General features: G+C 59.2%; 20 protein-coding genes. 6 read left to right on the top strand and 14 right to left on the bottom strand.

Translation table 11 applies throughout. The annotated features are described in order from the left end of the window. Positions 1-15: 15 nt before the first annotated feature. Entirely contained in the window at positions 16-1,149 is a 1,134-nt protein-coding gene (locus tag ACA044_RS17035; protein ID WP_497442456.1) for an FAD-dependent oxidoreductase, read from the top strand. A gap of 123 nt (positions 1,150-1,272) precedes the next feature. Here ACA044_RS17035 and ACA044_RS17030 read toward each other — a convergent pair whose 3' ends face one another. From ACA044_RS17030 to ACA044_RS16995, 8 genes are all read right to left on the bottom strand, one after another. Beyond that, positions 1,273-2,007, bottom strand: coding sequence for an EthD domain-containing protein (locus ACA044_RS17030; protein ID WP_497442455.1), 735 nt, complete (start codon positions 2,005-2,007; stop codon positions 1,273-1,275). A 353-nt stretch (positions 2,008-2,360) separates the two neighbouring features. Continuing rightward, a complete protein-coding gene (locus ACA044_RS17025) occupies positions 2,361-2,957 on the bottom strand; it encodes a sarcosine oxidase subunit gamma (protein ID WP_497442454.1) in 597 nt (198 codons plus the stop codon). 3 nt (positions 2,958-2,960) lie between these two features. Next, positions 2,961-5,858, bottom strand: a complete 2,898-nt coding sequence (locus tag ACA044_RS17020) for a 2Fe-2S iron-sulfur cluster-binding protein (RefSeq protein WP_497442453.1) — start codon at positions 5,856-5,858, stop codon at positions 2,961-2,963. Continuing rightward, positions 5,855-6,157, bottom strand: coding sequence for a sarcosine oxidase subunit delta (locus ACA044_RS17015; RefSeq protein WP_497442452.1), 303 nt, complete (start codon positions 6,155-6,157; stop codon positions 5,855-5,857). The genes ACA044_RS17020 and ACA044_RS17015 overlap by 4 nt, the downstream gene beginning before the upstream one ends. Positions 6,158-6,170: 13 nt before the next feature. Next, on the bottom strand, positions 6,171-7,412 hold the full coding sequence (locus tag ACA044_RS17010) for an FAD-dependent oxidoreductase (RefSeq protein ID WP_429379101.1): 1,242 nt from the start codon (positions 7,410-7,412) through the stop codon (positions 6,171-6,173). After that, complete coding sequence (gene folD, locus ACA044_RS17005) at positions 7,394-8,299, bottom strand: bifunctional methylenetetrahydrofolate dehydrogenase/methenyltetrahydrofolate cyclohydrolase FolD (protein ID WP_497442451.1); 906 nt, start codon at positions 8,297-8,299, stop codon at positions 7,394-7,396. The genes ACA044_RS17010 and folD overlap by 19 nt, the downstream gene beginning before the upstream one ends. Next, complete coding sequence (gene purU / locus ACA044_RS17000) at positions 8,296-9,162, bottom strand: formyltetrahydrofolate deformylase (protein ID WP_454247727.1); 867 nt, start codon at positions 9,160-9,162, stop codon at positions 8,296-8,298. Before purU ends, folD begins: the two co-directional genes overlap by 4 nt. Positions 9,163-9,401: 239 nt before the next feature. Continuing rightward, positions 9,402-10,001 carry a helix-turn-helix domain-containing protein gene (locus tag ACA044_RS16995; protein ID WP_046052997.1) on the bottom strand — a complete coding sequence of 200 codons (600 nt, stop codon included), beginning with the start codon at positions 9,999-10,001 and terminating at the stop codon, positions 9,402-9,404. A 282-nt stretch (positions 10,002-10,283) separates the two neighbouring features. On the opposite strand from ACA044_RS16995, the gene glnT reads away from it, so the two are divergent. From glnT to ACA044_RS16970, 5 genes are all read left to right on the top strand, one after another. Beyond that, positions 10,284-11,618 carry a type III glutamate--ammonia ligase gene (gene glnT, locus ACA044_RS16990; RefSeq protein ID WP_497442450.1) on the top strand — a complete coding sequence of 445 codons (1,335 nt, stop codon included), beginning with the start codon at positions 10,284-10,286 and terminating at the stop codon, positions 11,616-11,618. Positions 11,619-11,690: 72 nt separating this feature from the next. Continuing rightward, entirely contained in the window at positions 11,691-12,596 is a 906-nt protein-coding gene (locus ACA044_RS16985) for a class II glutamine amidotransferase (protein ID WP_497442449.1), read from the top strand. Positions 12,597-12,607: 11 nt separating this feature from the next. Then, the gene (locus tag ACA044_RS16980; RefSeq protein WP_201180157.1) at positions 12,608-13,291 is read left to right on the top strand and encodes a GltB/FmdC/FwdC-like GXGXG domain-containing protein; all 684 of its coding nucleotides are present in this window, start codon (positions 12,608-12,610) and stop codon (positions 13,289-13,291) included. A 20-nt stretch (positions 13,292-13,311) separates the two neighbouring features. Further along, a complete protein-coding gene (locus ACA044_RS16975) occupies positions 13,312-14,652 on the top strand; it encodes an FMN-binding glutamate synthase family protein (RefSeq protein ID WP_489078866.1) in 1,341 nt (446 codons plus the stop codon). Positions 14,653-14,838: 186 nt separating this feature from the next. Beyond that, on the top strand, positions 14,839-16,164 hold the full coding sequence (locus tag ACA044_RS16970) for an ammonium transporter (RefSeq protein WP_497442448.1): 1,326 nt from the start codon (positions 14,839-14,841) through the stop codon (positions 16,162-16,164). A gap of 53 nt (positions 16,165-16,217) precedes the next feature. Here ACA044_RS16970 and ACA044_RS16965 read toward each other — a convergent pair whose 3' ends face one another. From ACA044_RS16965 to ACA044_RS16940, 6 genes are all read right to left on the bottom strand, one after another. Further along, positions 16,218-17,261, bottom strand: a complete 1,044-nt coding sequence (locus tag ACA044_RS16965) for an LLM class flavin-dependent oxidoreductase (protein ID WP_497442447.1) — start codon at positions 17,259-17,261, stop codon at positions 16,218-16,220. A 102-nt stretch (positions 17,262-17,363) separates the two neighbouring features. Beyond that, complete coding sequence (locus ACA044_RS16960; RefSeq protein ID WP_497442446.1) at positions 17,364-17,849, bottom strand: flavin reductase family protein; 486 nt, start codon at positions 17,847-17,849, stop codon at positions 17,364-17,366. A gap of 336 nt (positions 17,850-18,185) precedes the next feature. Next, positions 18,186-19,340 (bottom strand): ABC transporter ATP-binding protein, encoded by a 1,155-nt coding sequence (locus ACA044_RS16955; protein ID WP_497442445.1) that lies wholly within the window; start codon positions 19,338-19,340, stop codon positions 18,186-18,188. Between the two features lie 17 nt (positions 19,341-19,357). Next, entirely contained in the window at positions 19,358-20,167 is an 810-nt protein-coding gene (locus tag ACA044_RS16950; RefSeq protein WP_497442444.1) for an ABC transporter permease, read from the bottom strand. A gap of 6 nt (positions 20,168-20,173) precedes the next feature. After that, on the bottom strand, positions 20,174-21,115 hold the full coding sequence (locus ACA044_RS16945) for an ABC transporter permease (protein WP_497447246.1): 942 nt from the start codon (positions 21,113-21,115) through the stop codon (positions 20,174-20,176). Then, positions 21,112-22,137, bottom strand: coding sequence for an ABC transporter substrate-binding protein (locus ACA044_RS16940; protein ID WP_497442443.1), 1,026 nt, complete (start codon positions 22,135-22,137; stop codon positions 21,112-21,114). The genes ACA044_RS16945 and ACA044_RS16940 overlap by 4 nt, the downstream gene beginning before the upstream one ends. Between the last annotated feature and the right edge of the window lie 179 nt (positions 22,138-22,316).

The raw sequence follows: 22,316 nt of genomic DNA, 5'->3' as shown, positions 1-22,316 counted from the left end.
AATTAGGAGAGCGTGATGATTGCAGCAGTCAATAAAGTCCTGGTTATCGGAGGAGGGTTTTCCGGTATGACAGCAGCTATCCAGCTTGCCCGTCAGGGAGTGGAAGTAGATCTGGTTGAAATAGATCCTTTGTGGTGTCCTCTGGGGGCTGGTATTACGCTCAGTGGGCCGACGTTGAGAGCGCTTGATACGGTCGGAATCCTTGAACGGGTGGCCAACGAAGGGTATCTGTCGACCGATTTCGATGTGTTTTCACCCGCAGGCGACCTGATCGTGCAGTTGGCGCTCCGACCTCCAGTCAGCAATAAACAGATTCCCTGTGGTGGCGGCATCCTGCGTCCAGTGCTGGCTCGAATTTTTGCCGATAAAACGCGGGAAGTGGGCACTAACGTGCGCCTCGGCATTACGTTCGACAGCATCATCGAGCATGCGGATGGCGTTGAAGTGTCTTTCACCGACGGGACCTCTGGGCGCTACGACCTGGTCGTTGCCGCCGATGGCGTGCATTCGCGGATGCGAAAGGAGTTGTTTCCAGAAGCACCATCGCCAAAACCCATTCACCAGAGTGTCTGGCGTGCGGTGCTGAAGCGTCCGCAGGAAATCGTACGTCCCAGTCATTGGCTGGGACGCACCAAGGTTGGCGTTAATCCGATTTCCGAAACGCATATGTATATGTTCCTCATGGAAAGCCGCGAGTTTTCCGAGTGGATTGAACCGGCCAATTGGGCAAGCGAAATGGCGCGTCTTCTGGGTGAGTTCCCAGCCCCGATCCTGCAAACGCTTGTGCCGCAACTGTACGAGCCGGACGCCAATATCGACTATCGTCCGCTGGCCAATCTGTTGGTACCGTTGCCATGGCATAAAGGCCGCATAGTGATGATTGGGGATACGGTGCATGCCACCACGCCACATCTGGCCTCCGGGGCTGGAATTGGAATTGAGAGCGCCATCGTGCTCGCCGAAGAACTGCTCGCTGATAGCGACCTACAGGTTGCCCTGGGCCGGTTCGAAGCGCGGCGTTGGGAGCGTTGCCAACTGGTGGTCGAGAACTCTGCACGTTTGTGCGAAATAGAAAAAAGTGGCGGTGACAAGGAAGAGCATGCTCAGATCATGCGAGAGTCCACTGCTACGTTAGCTGAGCCTATCTGAGTTAAATGCGTCGCTGTTCTACATCCGGTGTCCGGTACCCATGTTTATAGTGCGAGCCACCGAACGTGAGTACACTAACCCGCATTGAAGTGATGTAGAACAGCCATCCCATTTATTAAGTTTTTACTGGCACAGATCTAGAATGACAACCTCTTTGACATACACGAAAAAAGATTCTGACGATAACGCGACCCCTTCGTCAGAAAGCTGTTGGAGCATTGATCTCTGATACTGACGGAAAATAGAAAGATCTGCTTCATTTTCAAACCACATACTAGAAGCGCCTTCGTATACTGCTATGTTTGGCCCGAAATAGGATGTCACTCTGTCACCTTCGGGAATATATCTGGAACGAACATGCCTACGTAGCGCATTTTGGAAGTTTGGGTATTTGCTGGCAGTCACATCGTGAGCTAAATCCCAGGCTGTGAAAAAGGCATCAAGTTTCACAGTTGGATTCTTTTTTATGAAGATGATCGCCTTCCATTTGAGGGGGGCTGCGCCGGCATTGGTTATCTCTACGTCATCCATCAACTGAGCTGCCTGGTTAGACAGGTCAGCGAAATTTTTTGCATCAGGTCCGGTGATTTGTTGGGTATATGGATCGCTGAAGGTGTGAATTAAATCTGACATATTGTCAAAAAATAATTCCGTGATGGAGTCTCTGTGAAATGTTTGTGTGTAAGAAATATCGGAGTCAACTCCGAAAGCAGAGTCGATGACATGATTTTGCACGTATCGTTTGACACCTAAAGGTTTATCCAGGGCGATTTTTCCATGCTGGTGCTCTATATATTCCAAAAATTCAGCATGAGTCATTCCGGGTTTTCGGCGTACAGCGGCTAGAATTTTAATCATGAGGGCTCTCGCGTCTGGTAGGGTTTGATTAAATTGATTTTATCTTTCTAAACATCGAATGCGTTTTTTTCAGGCGGCATTCACCATAATGCGTTTTTAGAAATGAAGATAAGACCAAAGTTGCCCTCCAAACCAATCAGTGTTTTTGCTAGCAGGTATCACGTAAAAACATGCTTGACGAGTCTTACCCACATTGAACTCAATGAGGACTATCTCGTAACGAGTTGGCCCTCGTATGCAGCACCATCGCCAGCGCCGCGTGTACAAGCGGCATAGTCATCACTGCCGGCATATGCCCATGCATGCTTAGAACGGAGTTCGTCTCAGCATGCATGACCAGTAGGGCGGCAGAGTCAGCGCGTTGTCACAGCCGTAGCCAGACCTGAATACTCCTGCATTGCATCCTCCAAGGCCCCCCGAAAATACTCCTGCGACGCCCGGTCACAAAGGATGTGCAAGCTCGCCTGCTGCGCGGTGCCGGAATTGATCACGATCACATTGATGCGTGCCGCCGACGTCTGGGCCACCGCTCCCGGGCCGAACGCCTGCGGGCTCAGATCAACCCCGCAGAGCTTGGCCAACACTTCGCTCAGATGATCCCCCGTCAGCTGAAAACAGGCATGGCTGTCCTGACGAGGCAACAGATAGTTGGCTTGATGATCGAGTTCCCAGCGGGCCTCTTCAACCGCCGTTCGTTGGCCCTGATCCTCTGGGCTGCCCAGCAGCAGGTATTCGGTCTGCGACAGCCGCGCCACCTGACTGCCATCGGCTTGAATCACGGTGCGGTTGGGCGCATCCGGCAGGACGAAGCCGCGGCTGCACAGGTATTCGGCACTGTGGGCGCCGCGGAAACCGACCCGCGGCAGGTCGGTCAGGTCCGCCAGGCAGCACCCCGGTAACGGCGTTAGGGATTGCCGGGTGATGCTGTGTTGTTCTCTCAGACTGGTCATGACTCAAAGCTCCTGGCGTTGGTTGTCGGGATCGAAGAAGGGCAACTGCACCACCTCGGCCTGGACCACGATGCCGCCTTCGACGCGGATCGGAATCCGTTGCCCAGGCGTGCTCTGGTCGATGCCGGCGTAGGCCAGGCCGATGATCTTGCCCAGGGAGGCGGAATACTCGCAGGATGTGACGTTGCCGCTGATGTCCGGGCCGTTAAGCACCAGATGGCCTTCCAACGGTTGCAGGTTGCCTTTGGGCAGGCTGAAACCCACCAGTTTGCGTTTCAGTGGCTGGGCTTCGAGGATGTCTACCGAGCGGCGGCCGACGAAGAACGGCTTGGTGCGACTGATCGCCCAGCCCATGTCGATTTCCGCCGGGTGAGTCATTCCATCGGTGTCCTGACTGATGATCACGTGGCCTTTTTCCAGACGCAGCAGGCGCTGGGTTTCGACGCCGAAGGGGCGGATGTCATGTGCTTTGCCGGCCTCAATCAGTGCGTCCCAGAGCTTGAGCCCATGACGCGCGGGTACGTGGATTTCATAGCCCAGTTCGCCGACAAAACCGACTCGCAACAACCGGGCCTTGATGCCGGCCACGGTGCCCTGGCGAACGCCCAGATAAGGGAAGGCATCGGCGCGCAGGTCTAGGTCGGTGCAGACTTGTTCCAGCACCTTGCGCGAGTCCGGCCCGGCAAGGTTCACCGCGCAAATGGCCGCAGTGACGTTGGCGACGTCCACGTCCAGGCGCCATTGCGCGTTCCACTTAAGCATTTGCTGATAGATCCGGTCGACACCGCTGGTGGTGGCGGTGACGTAGAAATGGTTCTCGGAAAACCGCGCACAGACACCGTCGTCGATCACCACGCCGTGCTCATTGGTCATCAGCGCATAACGGGAGCGACCGATCGGCTGCTTGAGAAAGGCGAACGTGTACATCCGATTGAGCAGTTCGGCCGCGTCCGGGCCGCGCACATCCAGGCCACCGAGGGTCGAGACATCGATGATGCCGACCTTGTTGCGCACGTGCAGGGCTTCGGCCTGCATGCAGGCTTCGCGATCCTTCGCGTTGCCATAGTAGGCCGGGCGTTGCCAGATGCCCGCAGGCATCATCTTCGCGCCAGCTTGCAGGTGACGAGCGTGCATCGGCGTTTGCCGGTACGGGGCGAACGCGCGACCGGCGACATGCGCCAGCTTTTCCGCAACAAACGGCGGTCGCGCCGTGGTCACGCCGGTTTCACTGATGTTGCGTTGAGTGGCCCAGGCCACCAACCGCGCGGTCGGCAGCGCAGAGTGACGACCCTGAGACGGTCCCATGCCGACGGTGGAGTAGCGCTTGACCAGTTGCACGTCGCGATAGCCGATCCGGGTGGCGTTGACGATGTCGGCTACTTGCAGATCCTCGTCGAAGTCGACGAAGTCCTTGCCTTTGGGGTGCGGGAAGATTGGCCAATTAAAGTTGACCCGTGCCTCGCCGCTCAATGGCTCGCGTTGCGTGCCGAATGTCAGACCCAGCGCGAGGGCGGCTTCCGCACCGGCATTCACGCCATCGGCAATCACGTTATCCAGCTGGTGACGACCGTTGACCGAGCCGGCGACATTCAGATTCTTTGGCAGGCCGCTGAGAGTGAACTCGGCACGCTGATCGTCGTAGGCCAGTTTGCCGCCGGCCTGGCACAGCAGTTGATAGACCGGCATGTAGCCGGCGGACATGCACAGTAAATCGCACTCCAGGCGTTGCCCGCTCTCGGCGACCTGGCCTTGTGCGGTGATCTTGCGCACGTCGACGCCGTTGATATGGCGCATGCCTTTCTCGTGGTGGGCTTCATATACGGTGCTGTTGATCTGACAGTCGATCTTGCGTTGTGCCAGTGCGCGCAGCAGGGATTCGTCTGAAGGACCCTGGCGCAAGTCCACCACCGCGACGACCTCCACGCCCTGGTCATGCAGGTCCAGCGCGGAGAGGTAACCGTCATCGTTGCCGGTCAGTACCACGGCGCGTTTACCCGGTTTGACCGCGTACAGCTTCATCAGCCGTTGCGCAGCACTAGTCAGCATCACACCCGGCAGGTCGTTGTTGCGAAAGATCACCGGCTGATCGAAGGAGCCGCTGCACACCAGGCACTGGCGGGCGCGGACCTTGTACATGCGTTTGCCCTGAATCACCGGCAGGTAGTTGTCGGTGAACCAGGCGTTGCAAGTGGCTTCGGTCAGGATCTGGATATTGGCGTGTTGCTCTACCGCAGCGAGCAGTTCGCGGCGTAGATTTTCAGCCCTATTGCCTTCGATATCGAAGCGGGCATAGGTCAGCGAACCGCCTAGAACCGGCTGTTGCTCGATGAGCAACACCTTGGCCCCCGCGTTGGCTGCTGTCAGCGCCGCATGGAGCCCGGCGGGACCGGCACCGATTACCGCGACATCGGTGAACAAGTAGGCCTTGTCGTAGTACTCGGGCTGGAACTTCAGGTCGAGCACACCGAGGCCGGCCTTCTTGCGAATGATCGGTTCCCAGACTTTCCACATGCCCTTGGGTTTGTAGAACGAACGATAGTAGAAGCCCACCGGCATGAATTTGGAGAACTTACCCAAGTAGGCGTCCTTGTCGTTGTCCAGCGAGCCGTTGACGTTCTGCGGGCGCACCTGCAAACCGGCGGACAAGGCGTGTGCATCGGCTAGTACGTTAGGCTCTTCGGGTAGTTGCACCAGGCTGTTGGCATCCTGGCCGGCCATGGTCAGCGGGCCACGCGGGCGATGGTATTTGAACGAACGGGAGATCAGGAAACGCCCGTTGGCCAGCAAGGCGCTGGCGATGCTGTCGCCCTGCAAGCCTAGGTAGCGGTGGCCGTCGAAACTGAAATCCAGCGGCTGATCACGGTCGATCAGCAAGCCCATGGGGGCGGGTAGGCGATTCATCCTGCTATCTCCTTGGCGGCTGCGCTGAATTCGACACGGGTGGTGAACAGTTCTTTGGGGTCGAAGGTACGCAAGATTTCATCGCTGACGGTGTGGCGCTCTGCCAGAAACCAGTAGCTTGACGGGGTGTGCATCCACCACTCGCGCACCACGCCGGCGTGGTTGTCGGTGTTGAACACGTAGTCGGCCCATTCGGCATCGCTGCAGCTGACCGGGTCAGGCATCGGCTTGAATTCGCCGCCGTAGGTGAATTCGCTGATGTTGCGCGGCCCATTGAGCGGGCAAATCATGATTTTCACTGTCTGCTCTCCGTTAGTGGCTGGCCGCGGTGGCGCCCATTTCGTTGACTTGCTGGAAGGTCGAGAAACGTTCGAGGCCGAAGGGTTTGATCAGCTCCGGTACCTTGCCGCCGCTGGCCACCAACTCGGCCATGGTCTTGCCGCAGATCGGTGTGGCCTTGAAGCCCCAAGTGCCCCAACCAGCGTCGAGGTAGTAATTCTTCACCGGCGACAGGCCCATGATCGGGCTGTAATCCGGGGTCATGTCGGTGATGCCGGCCCATTGGCGCATCAGCTTGGCGTTGGCCAGGAACGGGAACATTTCGATCGCATGGGCGAGCAGGCTTTCCTTGAGGTCCAGGGTCGAGCGGGTGTTGAACAGCGGATAGGGATCGGAACCGCCGCCAAACACTACCTCGCCACGGCTGGTCTGTTGCACATAGCAATGCAGTGCAGATGAACTCACCAGCGGATCGAGAAACGGCTTGAACGGCTGTGTGACCATCGCTTGCAGGGGGAAGGTTTGAATCGGCGACCGAATACCAGCCTTGGCCATCAGCAAGGAACTGTGCCCGGCAATCGCTTGCACCGCGCACCCACATTTGATGGTGCCGCGATTGGTTTTCACGGCAGTGATGGCGCCGTTCTCGATGATCAGGTCCTGGACTTCGGTGAGCTGATGGATTTCTACGCCGCGCTTGGCCGCTTGTTTGGCGTAACCCCAGGCCACGGCGTCGTGGCGCGCGGTGGCGCCGTCGATGTGCCAGAGCCCGGCGATCACCGGCAAGTGACCGGGATCGAGGTTGAGGCTGGGCACCAGTTCGCGGATCTGCTGCCGGTCGATCATCTCGGTACGGCCGCCAAAGTGTTTGTTGACCTCGGCGCGCTGACGGAACGAACGCACCGTGGCATCGGTGTGGGCCAGGGTCAGTTGGCCGCGCTCGGAGTACATGATGTTGAAGTCGAATTCGTTGGACAGCGACTGGAACATCCGCACCGACTCGGCATAAAAGCGCACGCCCTCGCTGGTCAGATAGTTGGAGCGGATCACCGCGGTGTTGCGCGCAGTATTGCCGCCACCCAGGTAAGACTTTTCCAGCACCGCGATGTTGGTGATGCCGTGGTACTTGGCCAGGTAATAAGCGATGGCCAGACCGTGGCCGCCGGCACCGATGATCACCACGTCATAGCTCGACTTGAGTTCCTTCGGTGGCGGCAAATCCACTTCCACCGGGTACTCCGAACTCAGCCCGTATTTCAATAGATTGAATGGCATAGGGCCTCCGATTGGCTGCGTTGAGCCTGGTGTTGCGCAAGGGCTGCGGTCACGGTGTTCTTCATCAGAAAGGCGATGGTCATCGGCCCGACACCACCAGGTACCGGGGTGATCGCCGCGACGTGGGGCAGGGCGCTGTCGAAGTCGACGTCGCCCACCAGACGGCTGCGGCCATCGTCTTCGATACGGTTGATGCCGACGTCAATCACCACTGCGCCTGGCTTGAGCCAACTGGCGTCGATCAGCCTTGGGCGCCCCACGGCGGCGATGACGATGTCTGCCTGCCGGCACAGAGCCTGCGGATCCGGGCTGCGCGAATGCAGGACGGTCACCGAGCAGTCGGCCTGCAGCAACAACGCTGCCATGGGTTTGCCGACGATGTTCGAGCGGCCGATCACCACCGCATGCTTGCCGCGCAGATCGCCGCAGGTTTGCTCCAGCAAATACAAACAACCACTGGGGGTGCAGGGCGCGAGTACGGTGCGACCCTGGCTGAGACCGCCGACGTTCTGACTGTGGAACCCGTCTACATCCTTGTCCGGAGCGATAGCCTCCAGTGCGCGTAATTCATCGATATGCGAAGGCAGCGGCAGCTGCAGAAGAATGCCGTGGATCGAGCGATCGGCATTCAATCGGGCGATCAGAATGAGTAACTGTTCAGTGCTGGTGTCCGTGGACAGCCGATGTTCCAGCGAGCGGATACCCACCTCTTCGGCGCGCAGGATCTTGTTGCGCACATAGACTTGGCTGGCCGGGTCGCTGCCCACCAGAATCACCGCCAGTGCCGGTTGAATGTCTCGCCCGCGCAGGTTGTCCACGTCCTTGCGGACCTGCTCCAGCACGCGGGCGGCGGTGGCTTTGCCGTCGATCAGTTTATGCGTGTTCACCGGAAGATCACCGTTCTGTCCTGATTGAGGAAAACCCGGTGCTCCAGGTGGTACTTGACCGCCTTGGACAGGGCCACGGTTTCGGTGTCACGGCCGGTGGCCACGAGATCGTCGGGCAGGTAGACGTGATCGACACGCTGGACTTCCTGCTCAATGATCGGTCCCTCATCGAGGTCGCTGGTGACGTAATGAGCGGTGGCGCCAATGAGTTTCACGCCACGCTGGTAGGCCTGGTGATAAGGCTTGGCTCCTTTGAAGCCGGGCAAGAACGAATGGTGAATGTTGATCGCTCGGCCCGAGAGTTGCTTGCACAGGTCATCGGAGAGGATCTGCATGTAGCGCGCCAACACCACAAGTTCGGTGCCGGTGTCGTCGACGATCTTCATCAGCTCGGCTTCCTGCCGGGCTTTGGTGTCTTTGGTGACAGGCAGGTAGATGAAGCGAATGCCCTCGCGTTCGGCCATTGGCCGCAAGTCGAGGTGGTTGGAGACGATGGCGGTGATGGTCATGTCCATCTCGCCCTTGTGGTAGCGGTAGAGCAGGTCGGTCAGGCAGTGGTCGAACTTGCTGACCATCAGCAGCACGCGCATCGGCTCGCGGGTGTCATGCAATTCCCAGGTCATCTCGAACGCCTTGGCGACGTCGGCGAAACCGTCCTTGATCTGTTGAATATCGCCCTGATGGCCGTCGTTGAAACGGAATACTGCACGCATGAAAAAACGGCCGCTGAAGTCGTCGTCGAATTGCGCCATCTCCCCGATGTAGCAACTGTTGTCCGCCAGGTAGGTGGTGACGGCAGCGACGATGCCGGACACCGCGGGACAGGTGATCTTGATGATGAAATGGTTTTTTTCGTGTTGCATGACACGTCCTCGGGATGATGGCGGCAGCTCATCGCATAGCGAAAAAGGTGTCAGCGGACAGCAGGCTCATCCATGAGCGCATTTTCTTGTGGGGAATAATATATTCCTGTTGGTGGCTTTATAGGGGAATGGTCGCGCCGCGTCCAGAGCTTTTAAGAAAGTTTTTTAACTGACAGGAAAATGCATGAGGCCGACGTAGGTCGGCCTCAAGGCGGGGCAAAGCGGGGGAAGAGGGGGCGTTACTCTTTGTCGCTGCCGTAATTCATGATCGACAGCAGGCGGATCGGCACGTGCACCAACTGCTCCGGACCGTGAGGAATTTCGCCTTCAAACGTCAAGCTGTCGCCAGCCTCCATGCGGTACAGCTGATTGCCGTGGCGATAGATCAGTTCACCTTCCAGCAGGTGGAGGAATTCGGTGCCGGGGTGGGAGAAGGTCGGAAACTCCTCACTCGCGTCATCCATGCTGACCATGTAGGCCTCGAAGCTCTTCTTAGGCCCGCGAGTGTGGTTGAGCAGATGGTACGTATGGCCTTTCTCGGTGCCGCGGCGTACCACTTCCATGCCCTGATCGGCCTTGACCAACAGCGCGCTGCCGTCCTGCTGGTCATATTCGCTGAACAACTTGGACAGTGGCAGGCCAAGCACGTCGCACAGACGGCTCAGGGTATCGAGGCTGGTGGACACCTGGGCATTTTCGATCTTGCTCAACATGCCCTGACTGATATCGGCAATCTTGGCCACGTCAGACAATTTCAAATCCTGAGCCTGGCGCTGGCGCTTGATCTGCAATCCCAGATATTGCTCAAGCTTGAGACGCGGGGCGGTTTCGGTCGACATAGTCATCAGATCCTGCACACTTTCCGTTCAGTAATATTAGTTTCGCACTGAGAAAGTGCAAATGGCGACGCTTGGCGCATGCCCTGCGGGCAGTATTCCCACAGAGAAAAGAATATTCCCATATATACAGCACAAAAGCGCCTGTCACGGCGTTTCGACGTTTCACTCGCGAATCTGGCAAGGGCTTTGCATTCCTATTGGGAAAATAACTTTCTTTTTAGGAATAAAAAGACGGTCAAGGCCCATCCAGAATGTTTTGCCTTTCGCGAGGAGTGACGAGCAATGTTGCCAGCAGAAACCCAGCGCATTATCGACAAGCACGAGATCAAGTACGTGCTTGCGCAATTTGTGGATATTCACGGTGCGGCCAAGACCAAGTCGGTGCCGATCTGTGGGCTCAAGACCGTCGCCGAAGAGGGGGCGGGTTTTGCCGGGTTCGCGATCAGTGGCATGGGCATGGAACCCCACGGTCCGGACTTCATGGCTCGCGGCGACTTGTCCACCCTGACCCCGGTGCCCTGGCAACCGGGTTACGGGCGGGTGGTGTGCGTCGGCCACGTCGACGGTAAGCCGCATCCGTATGACAGCCGTTATGTGCTGCAGCAACAAGTGCAACGCCTGGAAGAAAAGGGCTGGACCCTCAACACCGGCCTGGAACCCGAGTTCAACCTGATGCGGCGCGACGAGCAGGGCAAGCTGCAATTGGTCGACCCCAGCGACAACCTCGACAAGCCTTGCTACGACTATAAAGGCTTGTCGCGCTCCCGCGTTTTCCTTGAGCGGCTGACCGAAGCCCTGCAGGCAGTGGATTTCGAGGTCTATCAAATCGACCACGAAGACGCCAATGGCCAGTTCGAGATCAACTACACCTACAGCGACGCCATGACCTCGGCGGATCGCTTCACCTTTTTCCGCATGGCCGCCGGCGAAATCGCCAATGACCTGGGCATGATCTGCTCGTTCATGCCCAAGCCCGACCCGAAGCGCGCCGGTAATGGCATGCACTTTCACCTGTCGATCAGCAGCGCCGACAACAAGAACCTGTTCCATGACGCCAGTGATCCGAGCGGCATGGGGCTGTCGAAAATGGCCTATCACTTCGCCGCGGGCCTGCTTGCCCACGGTCCGGCGCTGTGTGCCTTCGCCGCGCCGACGGTCAACTCCTACAAGCGTCTGGTGGTGGGCAATTCGTTGTCCGGTGCGACTTGGGCACCAGCCTTTATCGCCTTTGGTGCCAACAACCGGTCAGCCATGGTGCGGGTGCCTTACGGGCGCCTCGAATTCCGTCTGCCGGACGCCGGTTGCAACCCCTATCTGGTCAGTGCCGCGATCATCGCTGCGGGCCTGGACGGCATCGACCGCCAGTTGGAAATCGACCACGTCTGCAATGAAAACCTCTACAGCCTGAGCCTCGAGCAGATCGCCGCGCGGGGCATCAAGACCCTGCCGCAATCGCTCAAGGAAGCCTGCGACGCGCTCGAAGCCGACCCATTGTTCGCCGAGGTGCTTGGCCCGCAGATCGTTGGCGAGTTCATCAAGCTCAAGCGCATGGAATGGGTGGAATACAGCCGCCACGTCTCCGACTGGGAGATCCAGCGCTACACCGAATTTTTCTGATTTTCCATTTTGACAACCATTCGGGCACCCGGCACGGCGCCGGGCGTTCACTGCCTCCGAAGGAGACTTGATATGTGTGGAATCGTAGGTCTTTACCTGAAAAATCCGCAGCTGGAATCCCAGCTCGGCAAGCTCTTCGAACCGATGTTGCAGGCCATGACCGATCGTGGCCCGGACAGTGCTGGCTTCGCCATTTACGGCGATGAAGTGGCGGACGGCTGGGTCAAGCTGACCTTGCAGGCGACCACCGAAGGCTTCGACTGGAAAACCCTGATGGGCGACCTGGAAGGGCGCCTTGGCTGTTCGCTGGACTGGTTCCAGAACGCCAGTGCCGCGGTGCTGAAGATCCATGCCGAAGAGGCGCCGGTGCGTCTGGCCCTCACCGAACTGGCACCGAGCCTGCGCATTATGAGCGCTGGGCAAAGCATTGAAATCCTCAAGGGCATGGGCTTGCCCCAGGAGATTTCCCAACGCTTCGGCCTGGCCGGCATGAAGGGAAGCCACATTATTGGCCACACCCGCATGGCCACCGAAAGCGCGGTGACCATGGAAGGCAGCCACCCGTTTTCCACTGGCGCCGACCTGTGCCTGGTGCACAACGGCTCGTTGTCGAACCACTTCCGCCTGCGTCAGGAACTCAAGCGCGAAGGCATTCACTTCGAGACCGACAACGACACCGAAGTGGCGGCCGGCTACCTGACCTGGCGCCTGCAGCAGGGCGACTCATTGAAGGAAGCGCTGGATCACTCGCTGGAGGATCTCGACGGTTTCTTCACCTTCGCCATCGGTACCCGCAACGGTTTTGCGGTGATCCGCGACCCGGTCGCCTGCAAGCCAGCGATCCTCGCCGAGACGGACGACTACGTCGCCATGGCCTCCGAGTATCAGGCCTTGTCGAGCCTGCCGGGAATCGAACACGCCAGGATCTGGGAGCCGGCACCGGCCACCTTGTACATCTGGGAACGCGAGTCAGCTTAAGGAGCGCACACATGAAAACCATCGATCTTTCCACTGCCACCGTGCGTGACCTTAATCAGGCGCTGCACGATCAGGTCAATAACGTGACCGATCACGAGTGGGTGGTGACTCACTCCGATGGCAAACACAACCTCGCGGTCGGGGTGAATGAAGCGGTGTCCATCGATATCCAGGGTCACGCCGGTTACTACTGCGCGGGGATGAATCAAAAGGCCTCGATCACCGTCCACGGCAACGTCGGTGTCGGTTGCGCCGAGAACATGATGTCCGGCTACGTCCGGGTCAAAGGCAGCGCCTCGCAGGCGGCCGGTGCCACGGCCCATGGCGGGTTGCTGGTGATTGAAGGCGACGCCGGGGCGCGTTGCGGGATTTCCATGAAGGGCATCGACATCGTTGTCGGCGGCAGCATCGGCCACATGAGCTGTTTCATGGGGCAGGCCGGACGTCTGGTGGTCTGCGGCGACGCCGGCGATGCGCTGGGCGATTCGTTGTATGAAACCCACATCTACGTGAAAGGGACCGTCGAGTCCCTGGGCTCGGACTGCATTGAGAAAGAGATGCGCGCCGAGCACCTGGAAGAGCTGCAAGGTCTGCTCAACCGCGCCGGTTTCGAGCACAAGGCGGCTGACTTCAAGCGCTACGGTTCGGCCCGTCAGTTGTACAACTTCAAAGTCGATAACGCGTCCGCGTACTGATCCGCGCGAGGAGAATAGATATGAGCGACCCAATCAGCCAAAAAGCGCCTCCCGTACTGCGCGAGTCAGCCACCTTCGACCGCCTGACCATCCAAGAAATTCAGCGTGCCGCGGAAACCGGCATCTACGATATTCGCGGCGGTGGCACCAAGCGCAAACTGCCACATTTCGATGACTTGCTGCTGCTCGGCGCCAGCGTTTCGCGCTACCCGCTGGAAGGCTATCGGGAGAAGTGTGGCACCGATGTAATCCTCGGCAACCGCTTCGCCAAGAAGCCGATTCACCTGAAAATTCCGGTGACCATCGCCGGCATGAGCTTCGGTGCTTTGTCGGCCAATGCCAAGGAAGCCCTGGGCCGTGGCGCGACCATCGCCGGCACCAGCACCACGACGGGTGACGGCGGTATGACCCCGGAAGAACGGGGCCAGTCGCAGCATTTGGTTTATCAGTATTTGCCATCCCGGTATGGCATGAACCCGGACGATCTGCGCAAGGCAGATGCCATCGAGATCGTCCTGGGGCAGGGCGCCAAACCCGGCGGTGGCGGTATGTTGCTGGGTATGAAAGTCACCGAGCGGGTGGCCGGCATGCGTACCTTGCCGATCGGTGTCGACCAGCGCAGCGCCTGCCGTCACCCGGACTGGACCGGCCCGGATGACTTGGCGATCAAGATTGCCGAACTGCGGGAAATTACTGACTGGGAAAAACCCATCTACGTGAAAATCGGCGCGAGCCGACCATACTACGACGTCAAGTTGGCAGTAAAAGCCGGGGCTGACGTGATTGTGCTCGACGGCATGCAAGGCGGAACTGCAGCGACTCAGGAAGTGTTCATCGAACACGTCGGGATCCCGATTTTGTCGGCCATTCCGCAAGCGGTACAGGCTTTGCAAGAGATGGGTATGCATCGCAAGGTTCAGCTGATCGTATCCGGAGGGATTCGCAACGGTGCCGACGTCGCCAAGGCGATGGCGCTGGGTGCGGATGCGGTGGCCATCGGGACGGCGGCGCTGATAGCCCTGGGCGATAACCACCCGCGACTGGATGAGGAACTGAAGAAGATCGGCTCGGCCGCCGGTTTCTACGATGACTGGCAGAACGGCCGCGACCCGGCCGGGATCACCACGCAGGACCCGGAGCTGTCCAAGCGTCTGGACCCGGTGGAAGGTGGTCGGCGTCTGGCCAATTACCTGCGCGTGCTGGTGCTGGAAGCCCAGACCATGGCCCGGGCTTGCGGCAAGTCGCACCTGCACAACCTCGATCCCGAGGATCTGGTAGCGCTGACGGTGGAGTCGGCTGCCATGGCGCGGGTGCCACTGGCGGGGACCAACTGGATACCGGGATCCGGTACCGGTTACTGACAAACCCTGTGGCGAGGGAGCTTGCTCCCGCTCGAGTGCGCAGCACTCGCAAAGATTTTTGGGGCCGCTTCGCAGCCCAGCACGAGCAAGCTCGCTCGCCACGGATCAAGGGGCCCGCAAAGAGGCCTATGAAGTAACAATTGCTCACGGCCCGACACTTTCCATTCCTTTGCAGGAGCTTTGAACATGGTCAATCGTCTTCTCGGCAAATCCCTTCTTGTCTTATTGGCGACCAGCGCACTCGCACCCATGGTACAGGCTGCCGATGCGCCGACATTGAACACCGGCAGCACCGCCTGGATGATTACTGCGGCGGTGTTGGTGTTGTTCATGTGCCTGCCGGGCCTCGCGCTGTTCTACGGCGGCCTGGTGCGGGCGAAAAACATGTTGTCGCTGTTTACCCAGTGCTTCGGCGTAGCCGGTCTGGTGGGTGTGTTGTGGGTGGTTTATGGCTACAGCATGGTGGTCGACAGCACCGGCATGGTTGATGGGCAAGTGACCTTCAACAGCTTTGTCGGCGGTCTGAACCGGGCCTTTCTGGCGGGCATGACTCCCGAGAGCCTGGTGGGGGATATTCCGGAAGGTGTGTTCGTGACCTTCCAGATGACCTTCGCCATCATCACCCCGGCGCTCATTGCCGGGGCCTTTGCCGAGCGCATGAAGTTCTCGGCGGCGCTGCTGTTCATGGCGTTGTGGTTCACTCTGGTTTACGCACCGGTGGCGCATATGGTCTGGGGCGGCTCGGGGGCCTTGATGCATAACTGGGGCGTGCTGGATTTTGCCGGTGGCACTGCCGTGCATATCAATGCCGGTGTCGCCGCGCTGGCGGCGTGCCTGATTCTCGGCAAGCGCAAGGGCTATCAAAATGCCCCGATGCCGGCCCACAACCTGAGCCTGACCATGGCCGGCGCGGCGATGCTCTGGGTCGGTTGGTTCGGCTTCAATATCGGCTCCGGTGGCGGCCTGAATGGTACCTCCGGGATCGTCATGCTCAACACGCAACTGGGCGCCTGCGCCGGGATACTCGGCTGGATGTTCACCGAGTGGTTCAAGGTCGGCAAACCCAGCGCTCTGGGTCTGGCCAGCGGCGCTTTGGCCGGTCTGGTCGGCATCACTCCGGCGTGCGCCTATGTCGGCGTCGGTGGCGCGTTGGCCATCGGTCTGCTGTGCGGGGTGTTCTGCTACTTGAGCGTCACTGTACTGAAACGCCGCTTCGGTTATGACGACAGTCTCGACGTGTTTGGCTTGCACGGCATCGGCGGGATGATCGGTGCGGTATTGACCGGGGTGTTCTGCGTACCGTCGATGGGCGGATTTGTTGAAGGCGTGACGATGGGCGCTCAGGTCGTGGCGCAAATCAAAGGCGTGCTGTTGACGACGGTTTACTGCTTTGCCATCAGCTGGATCATTCTCAAGGTGATCAACGCCGTGATCGGCTTGCGCGCCGATGAGTCGGTGGAGGAGATGGGTCTGGACCTGGCGGAGCACAACGAGAGTGCCTACAACCATTGAGGTGTTTGTGACTCCATAAAACGCCGGGCATCAGCCCGGCGTTTTTGCAGGGATCAGCGAAATGCTGGCACCACGTGTTTGATAAACAGCTCCAGGGATTTTTTCTTCTCGGCATGGGGCAGGCTGTTGTCGCACCAGAAGCTGAACTCATCGACTCCCAGTTCCTGGTAATACTTGATGCGCGGGATGATTTCTTCCGCGGTGCCGATCATGGCAGTCTTGTGCAGGCTCTCCAGTTCAAACTCCGGGCGCGCGGCGAATTTCTCTTCCGGGCTTGGCGCCAGGAAACCATTGACCGGCACTTCCTTGTTGCCGAACCAGGCATCGAACGTGCGGTAGAACTTCGAGATCGCCTTGGCCCCGACTTTCCAGCCCTCGGGATCGTCGAGCGCGTGAACGTGGGTGTGGCGCAGCACCATCAGTTGTGGGCGTGGCACGTCCGGGTTGTTGTCCAGGGCGGTCTGGAATTTGTTCTTCAGGTCGAGGACTTCTTCGTCGCCCTTCATCAGCGGCGTGACCATGACATTGCAGCCGTTGGCCACCGCGAAGTTGTGCGAGTCCGGGTCGCGAGCGGCGATCCACATCGGTGGATTAGGCTTCTGGATCGGCTTCGGCACGCTGGTGGAGGTCGGGAATTTCCAGATGTCACCGTCGTGGGCGTAATCGCCTTGCCACAGGGCGCGCACCACCGGAACCATCTCACGCAGGGCTTGACCGCCGGAGGAGGCGGGCATGCCGCCGGCCATGCGGTCGAACTCCACCTGATAGGCGCCACGGGCCAGACCGACTTCCATGCGGCCGTTACTGATGACGTCCAGCAGTGCGCATTCGCCGGCGACCCGCAACGGGTGCCAGAACGGCGCGATGATGGTGCCGGCGCCGAGGTGAATGGTGGTGGTTTTGGCCGCCAGGTAGGCCAGCAGCGGCATCGGACTTGGCGAGATGGTGTATTCCATGGCGTGATGTTCGCCGATCCAGACGGTGCTGAAACCGCCGGCCTCGGCCATCAGGGTCAGTTCGGTCAAATCTTCGAACAGCTGACGGTGGCTGACACTTTCGTCCCAACGTTCCATGTGCACGAACAGGGAAAACTTCATGACGCTTACCTCGGATCTTTTGTTGTTGGCCAGTCGATCGGGAGTCGGCTGGCTGATTATTGGAGTATCGAAATTCGCAATGTATGCACAATATTTTCTGGATCAGGCGAGCACGGGCAGGGCGCCCATCTTGCCGTGGCAATACACCAGTGGACCGGCGTTCTGCTGGGGCACGATCAGGTTTTTCACCGCGCCGACCATGATCGCGTGGTCGCCCCCTTCATATTCTCGCCACAACTCGCATTCGATGACCGCCGTGGCGTTGGCCAGAATCGGGTTGCCTAGTTCGCTCAAGGTCCATTCGATGCCTTGCGTCTTGTCTTTGCCCTTGCGTGCGAAGGCATAGGCCTCGCTCTGCTGGCCGCCGGACAGGAAGTGAATGGCAAAGCGTTTGTTCTTGATCAGAACAGGATAGGAGTCGGAACTGTAGTTGGGGCAGAACAGTACTAGGGCCGGGTCCATGGACAGCGAGCTGAAGGCGCTGGCGGTCAGGCCGACGATTTGGCCGTCGTCATCCAGCGTGGTAATCACAGTCACCCCGGAAGGAAACGAACCCATCACTTGTTTGTAAATGGCGGCATCGATCATGGGACGGTCCTCTGGCGGTGTGCTGTGGAGTTTTATGTGAATGTAGGTCTGATGGTATACCGTAATACAATGTTTGCAAGAGCTTTTTTTTCTGACCGATAAACGTACGGTTTTGGTCTTTTCGTCAATGTTTACGGGGCTTCTAGCCATTCTTGGGGGGGCGTCGAGGTGTCGAGTTTGCGGCGCAGATGGCCGGCGATCCGGGGCTTTGCTCGCAAAAGCGATGTGTCAGGCGGTGGGGATAATGAGATCAAAAAAAAGGTCGCCACAACCCGACGTTGCGGCGACCCGAGGGTGATAGATGAATCACGGCCCACTGGCATGGGCCGGCGGGGATCAATGAGCGCCAGCAGCCTTGTTCAAATCACTTTCAGCCCATTCGGTATAAACGCAAGCATCCGCAGTGGCCCAACGTACGCGCACCGGATCGCCAGTCTTCAGCGGCATGCCAGCGGCGGAGAGCGCCTTGACGGTCATCGAGGTACCGCCGGAAGTCATCACGGTGCAGGTCTGGCTTTCACCCAGGAACAGCACTTCTCCAACAATCGCCGAGACTTCATTCCAGCCTGCCGCCAGCGGTTCCTGGGCGGCTTGCTCAACGCTCAATGCCAAGGCTTTTTCCGGACGCACCATCAGCAGCACATCCTGATCGGTTTGCAATCCTGCGGTCAGGCGAATCGACAACGATTGCCCTTCAAACGTAGCGACCGCGTTGCCCTGAGCCTTGAGCTTGAGGAAGTTGGAGTTGCCGAGAAATGAAGCGACAAACGCATTCGGCGGGTTCTGGTACAGGTCGTAACCGCTGCCCAAACCGACGATCTTGCCGTGACTGAAAATCGCGATGCGCTGGGACAGACGCATGGCTTCTTCCTGGTCGTGGGTTACGTAGACAATGGTGATGCCCAAGCGCCGATGCAGCTGGCGCAGTTCGTCCTGCAAGTCTTCACGCAGCTTTTTATCCAGGGCGCCAAGGGGTTCGTCCATCAGCAGGATGCGTGGCTCGTAGACCAGTGCTCTAGCGATGGCGACCCGTTGCTGCTGGCCGCCGGACAGTTGTGAAGGGCGGCGATGGGCGAACTGCTCCAGTTGCACCAGTTTGAGCATGGCGTTGACCCGACGCTCGCGTTCAGCGGGGGCCAGTTTACGAATGGCCAACGGGAACGCGATGTTGTCGCGCACCGACAGGTGCGGGAACAGTGAATAACGCTGGAACACCATGCCGATGTCGCGTTTGTGAGGCGGTACGTTGACCAGCGACTGGCCATTGACCAGGATCTCGCCGCTGCTCGGGGTTTCGAAGCCGGCGAGCATCGACAGGGTCGTGCTTTTGCCGGAGCCGCTGGAACCGAGGAAGGTCAGAAATTCACCGTCCTTGATGTCCAGCGAGATGTTGTCCACGGCGGCAAAGTCGCCGTAGTACTTGTTCAGGTTGCGCAGGCTGACCAGCGGTTTGTCGTTCTGCTGGGCGGAATCTTTGATGACGGCACTCATGTCGTACTCCTGGGCGCTCAGGCGCTGATTTGATTGCGCCGGCGAACGACGGCGGCGATGACCATGACCAATACCGAGAGACCGATCAGCAGTGTCGAGGCGACGGCGATCACGGGGGTCAGGTCCTGACGCAGGGTGGTCCACATTTTCACGGGAAGGGTTTGCAGGGTCGGGCTGGCCATCATCACGCTCAGCACCACTTCATCCCAGGACACCAGGAACGCAAACAGGGCGCCGGCCACCATGCCCGGACGAATCGCCGGAAAGGTCACCTTGAACACCGCCTGCAGGCGTGAAGCGCCACAAATCACCGCGGCATCTTCAATGGACTGATCGAACAGTTTTAGCGAGTTGATGATCGAGATGATGGTGAACGGCAACGCAACAATCACGTGGCTGACCACGAAGGCGAACATCGTCCCGGTGTAGCCCAGTTTGAGAAACAGCGCGTACACCGCCACCGCAATGATCACCAGTGGCACGATCATCGGCAGAGTGAACAGGCCGTAGAGCATTTCCCGGCCGGGGAAGCGACCGCGCACCAAGGCAAAAGCAGTGGGCAGGCCCAGGGCCACGGCGAAGAAGGTGGTCAGCACCGCGACCTTGAGGCTGGCCATCGCCGCGTTCATCCAGTCGGGGTTGGAGAAGAACTGCCCATACCATTTCAGTGTCCAGCCCGGCGGCGGGAACACCAACCACTGGGAGGAGCCGAAGGACAGCAGCACGATGAACACGATCGGCAGCAACAGGAACAGCGCGATCAATCCCGTCGTGAAGTACAGGCCGAAGCGCATGCGCCGGCTCATGGCATTGGGGGTCAGGAGCATGACGGCTTACCTCGCGTTGCTGGCGCCAACCGGGGATTCCGGCTGAAGCTTCAGGTAGAAGTAGAACAACACCAGCGTAATGACGATCAACAACGCGGCACCGGCGCTGGCCAGGCCCCAGTTGAGGAACGACTGCACCTGCTGAATGATGAACTCGGGCAGCATCATGTTCTGCGCACCGCCCAGCAACGCCGGGGTGACGTAGTAACCGAGCGACATCACGAACACCATCAAGCCACCGGAGAACAGCCCCGGCCGGCACAGCGGTAGAAATACCCGGAAGAAGTTGGTCCAGGGACTCGCGCCGCAGATCGAACCGGCCTGCAGAATCATCGGGTCGATGGCCTGCATGGTCGCCTGCAGCGGCAGCACGACGAACGGGATCATGATGTAGCTCATGCCGATCACCACGCCGGTGAGGTTGTGCACCATCTCCAGCGGCTGATCAATGATGCCCATCGCCATCAGCGCCTTGTTGATCACGCCGGACGCTTGCAGCAGCACCAGCCAGGAATAAGTCCGGGCCAGGAGGCTGGTCCACATCGACAGCAGCACGATGTTGAGGATCCAGCGACCCCAGCCACGCGGCACCAGGGTGATTGCCCAGGCCAGTGGAAAACCCAGCAGCAGGCTGAACAGCGTCACCAGGCCGGCCACCGAAAAGGTATTGAGCAAGACCCGGGCATACGCCGAGTTGGCGAACAGCTGCTCGTAGTTGCCCAGCCCCGGTACCGGTTCCAGTACGCCGCGCAGTAGCAACCCAATCAACGGCGCCAGAAAGAACAGGCCAAGGAACAGCAGGGCGGGGATCAGGTTGCTTGCGCCACGCCAGCGCTGTGCCAGTGAAGGGGATTGGTTCATCGCAGCCGCCTTGCCGGGAACCGCCCCGGCAGCGCCAGCGGCGCTCCCGGTCGGTGTGGGTTGCGACGTTGTTGCCGTCATTTTCATTTGACCAGCCATTCGTTCCACCGTGTAGCGATGGCCGGACCATTCTTGGCCCAGTACGCGAAATCAAGAGTGATCTGATCCTTGGCGTAGGCAGTCGGCAGGTTAGGGGCCAGCACCGAATCCAGGCGCGCCACGCTGTCGACGTTGACCGGCGCATAGGCGGTCAGGTTGGAGAAGTCAGCTTGTCCTTTGGCGCTGCTGGCGTTGGCCAGGAATTTCATGGCCGCGGCCTTGTTTTTCGAACCTTTTGGAATGACCAGAATGTCGGCCATGACCAGGTTCTGTTTCCAGCTCACGCCCACCGGTGCACCATCCTGTTGCAGGGCGTAGATGCGACCGTTCCAGAACTGCCCGAGGCTCGCTTCACCAGAAGCCAGCAACTGTTGCGACTGCGCGCCGCCGCCCCACCAGACAATGTCTTTCTTGATGGTGTCGAGTTTCTTGAAGGCGCGATCCAGGTCCAGCGGATAGAGCTTGTCGGCGGCTACACCGTCGGCCAGCAGAGCCAGTTCGAGCACGCCGGGGCTTGGCCATTTGTAGAGGGCGCGTTTGCCGGGGTAAGTCTTGGTGTCGAACAGCGCGGTCCAATCCTGAGGTTTGCCGGCGCCGAGCTTGCCTTCGTTGTAGCCGAGGACGAAGGAGAAGTAGAACGAGCCGACGCCATGGTCGGAAACGAAGCGCGGGTCGATTTTGTCGCGCTGGATCACCGAGAAATCGAGGGGTTCGAGCAAGCCTTCAGCCGCCGCGCGCAAGGCGAAGTCCGCCTCGACGTCGACCACGTCCCATTGCACGTTGCCGCTTTCGACCATGGCCTTGAGTTTGCCGTAGTCGGTAGGACCATCCTGGACCACGGTGATGCCGCTGGCCTTGCTGAACGGATCGGCCCAGGCCTGCTTCTGCGCATCCTGGGTGCTGCCGCCCCAGCTGACGAAATTGATGCTTTCCGCCGCCATTGCCACATGGCTGACCGTGGCCAGTAAGCCCGCGAACAGTACTGCGGTTGCACTTTTCTTCAACACCATTTTCACGCCCTCATTGTTGTGTTTTTGAGCGGGCTTTTGTCGCCCGCCTATCGGGAGCAGTAGGTCCATCTGGCCTTAAAGGCGACCGTGCCAAGGGCTATTGTTTGTGCTTTCCCTGCCGGGGGCACTTGGCTAAAGCGTTCGGTCTATGGAATATCATATTATGGTATTCCAAGATT

The sequence above is a fragment of the Pseudomonas sp. LBUM1673 genome (assembly GCF_059695645.1).
The sequence above is the reverse complement of the archived record's forward strand: the minus strand, read 5'-3'. Positions and strand labels throughout refer to the sequence as shown.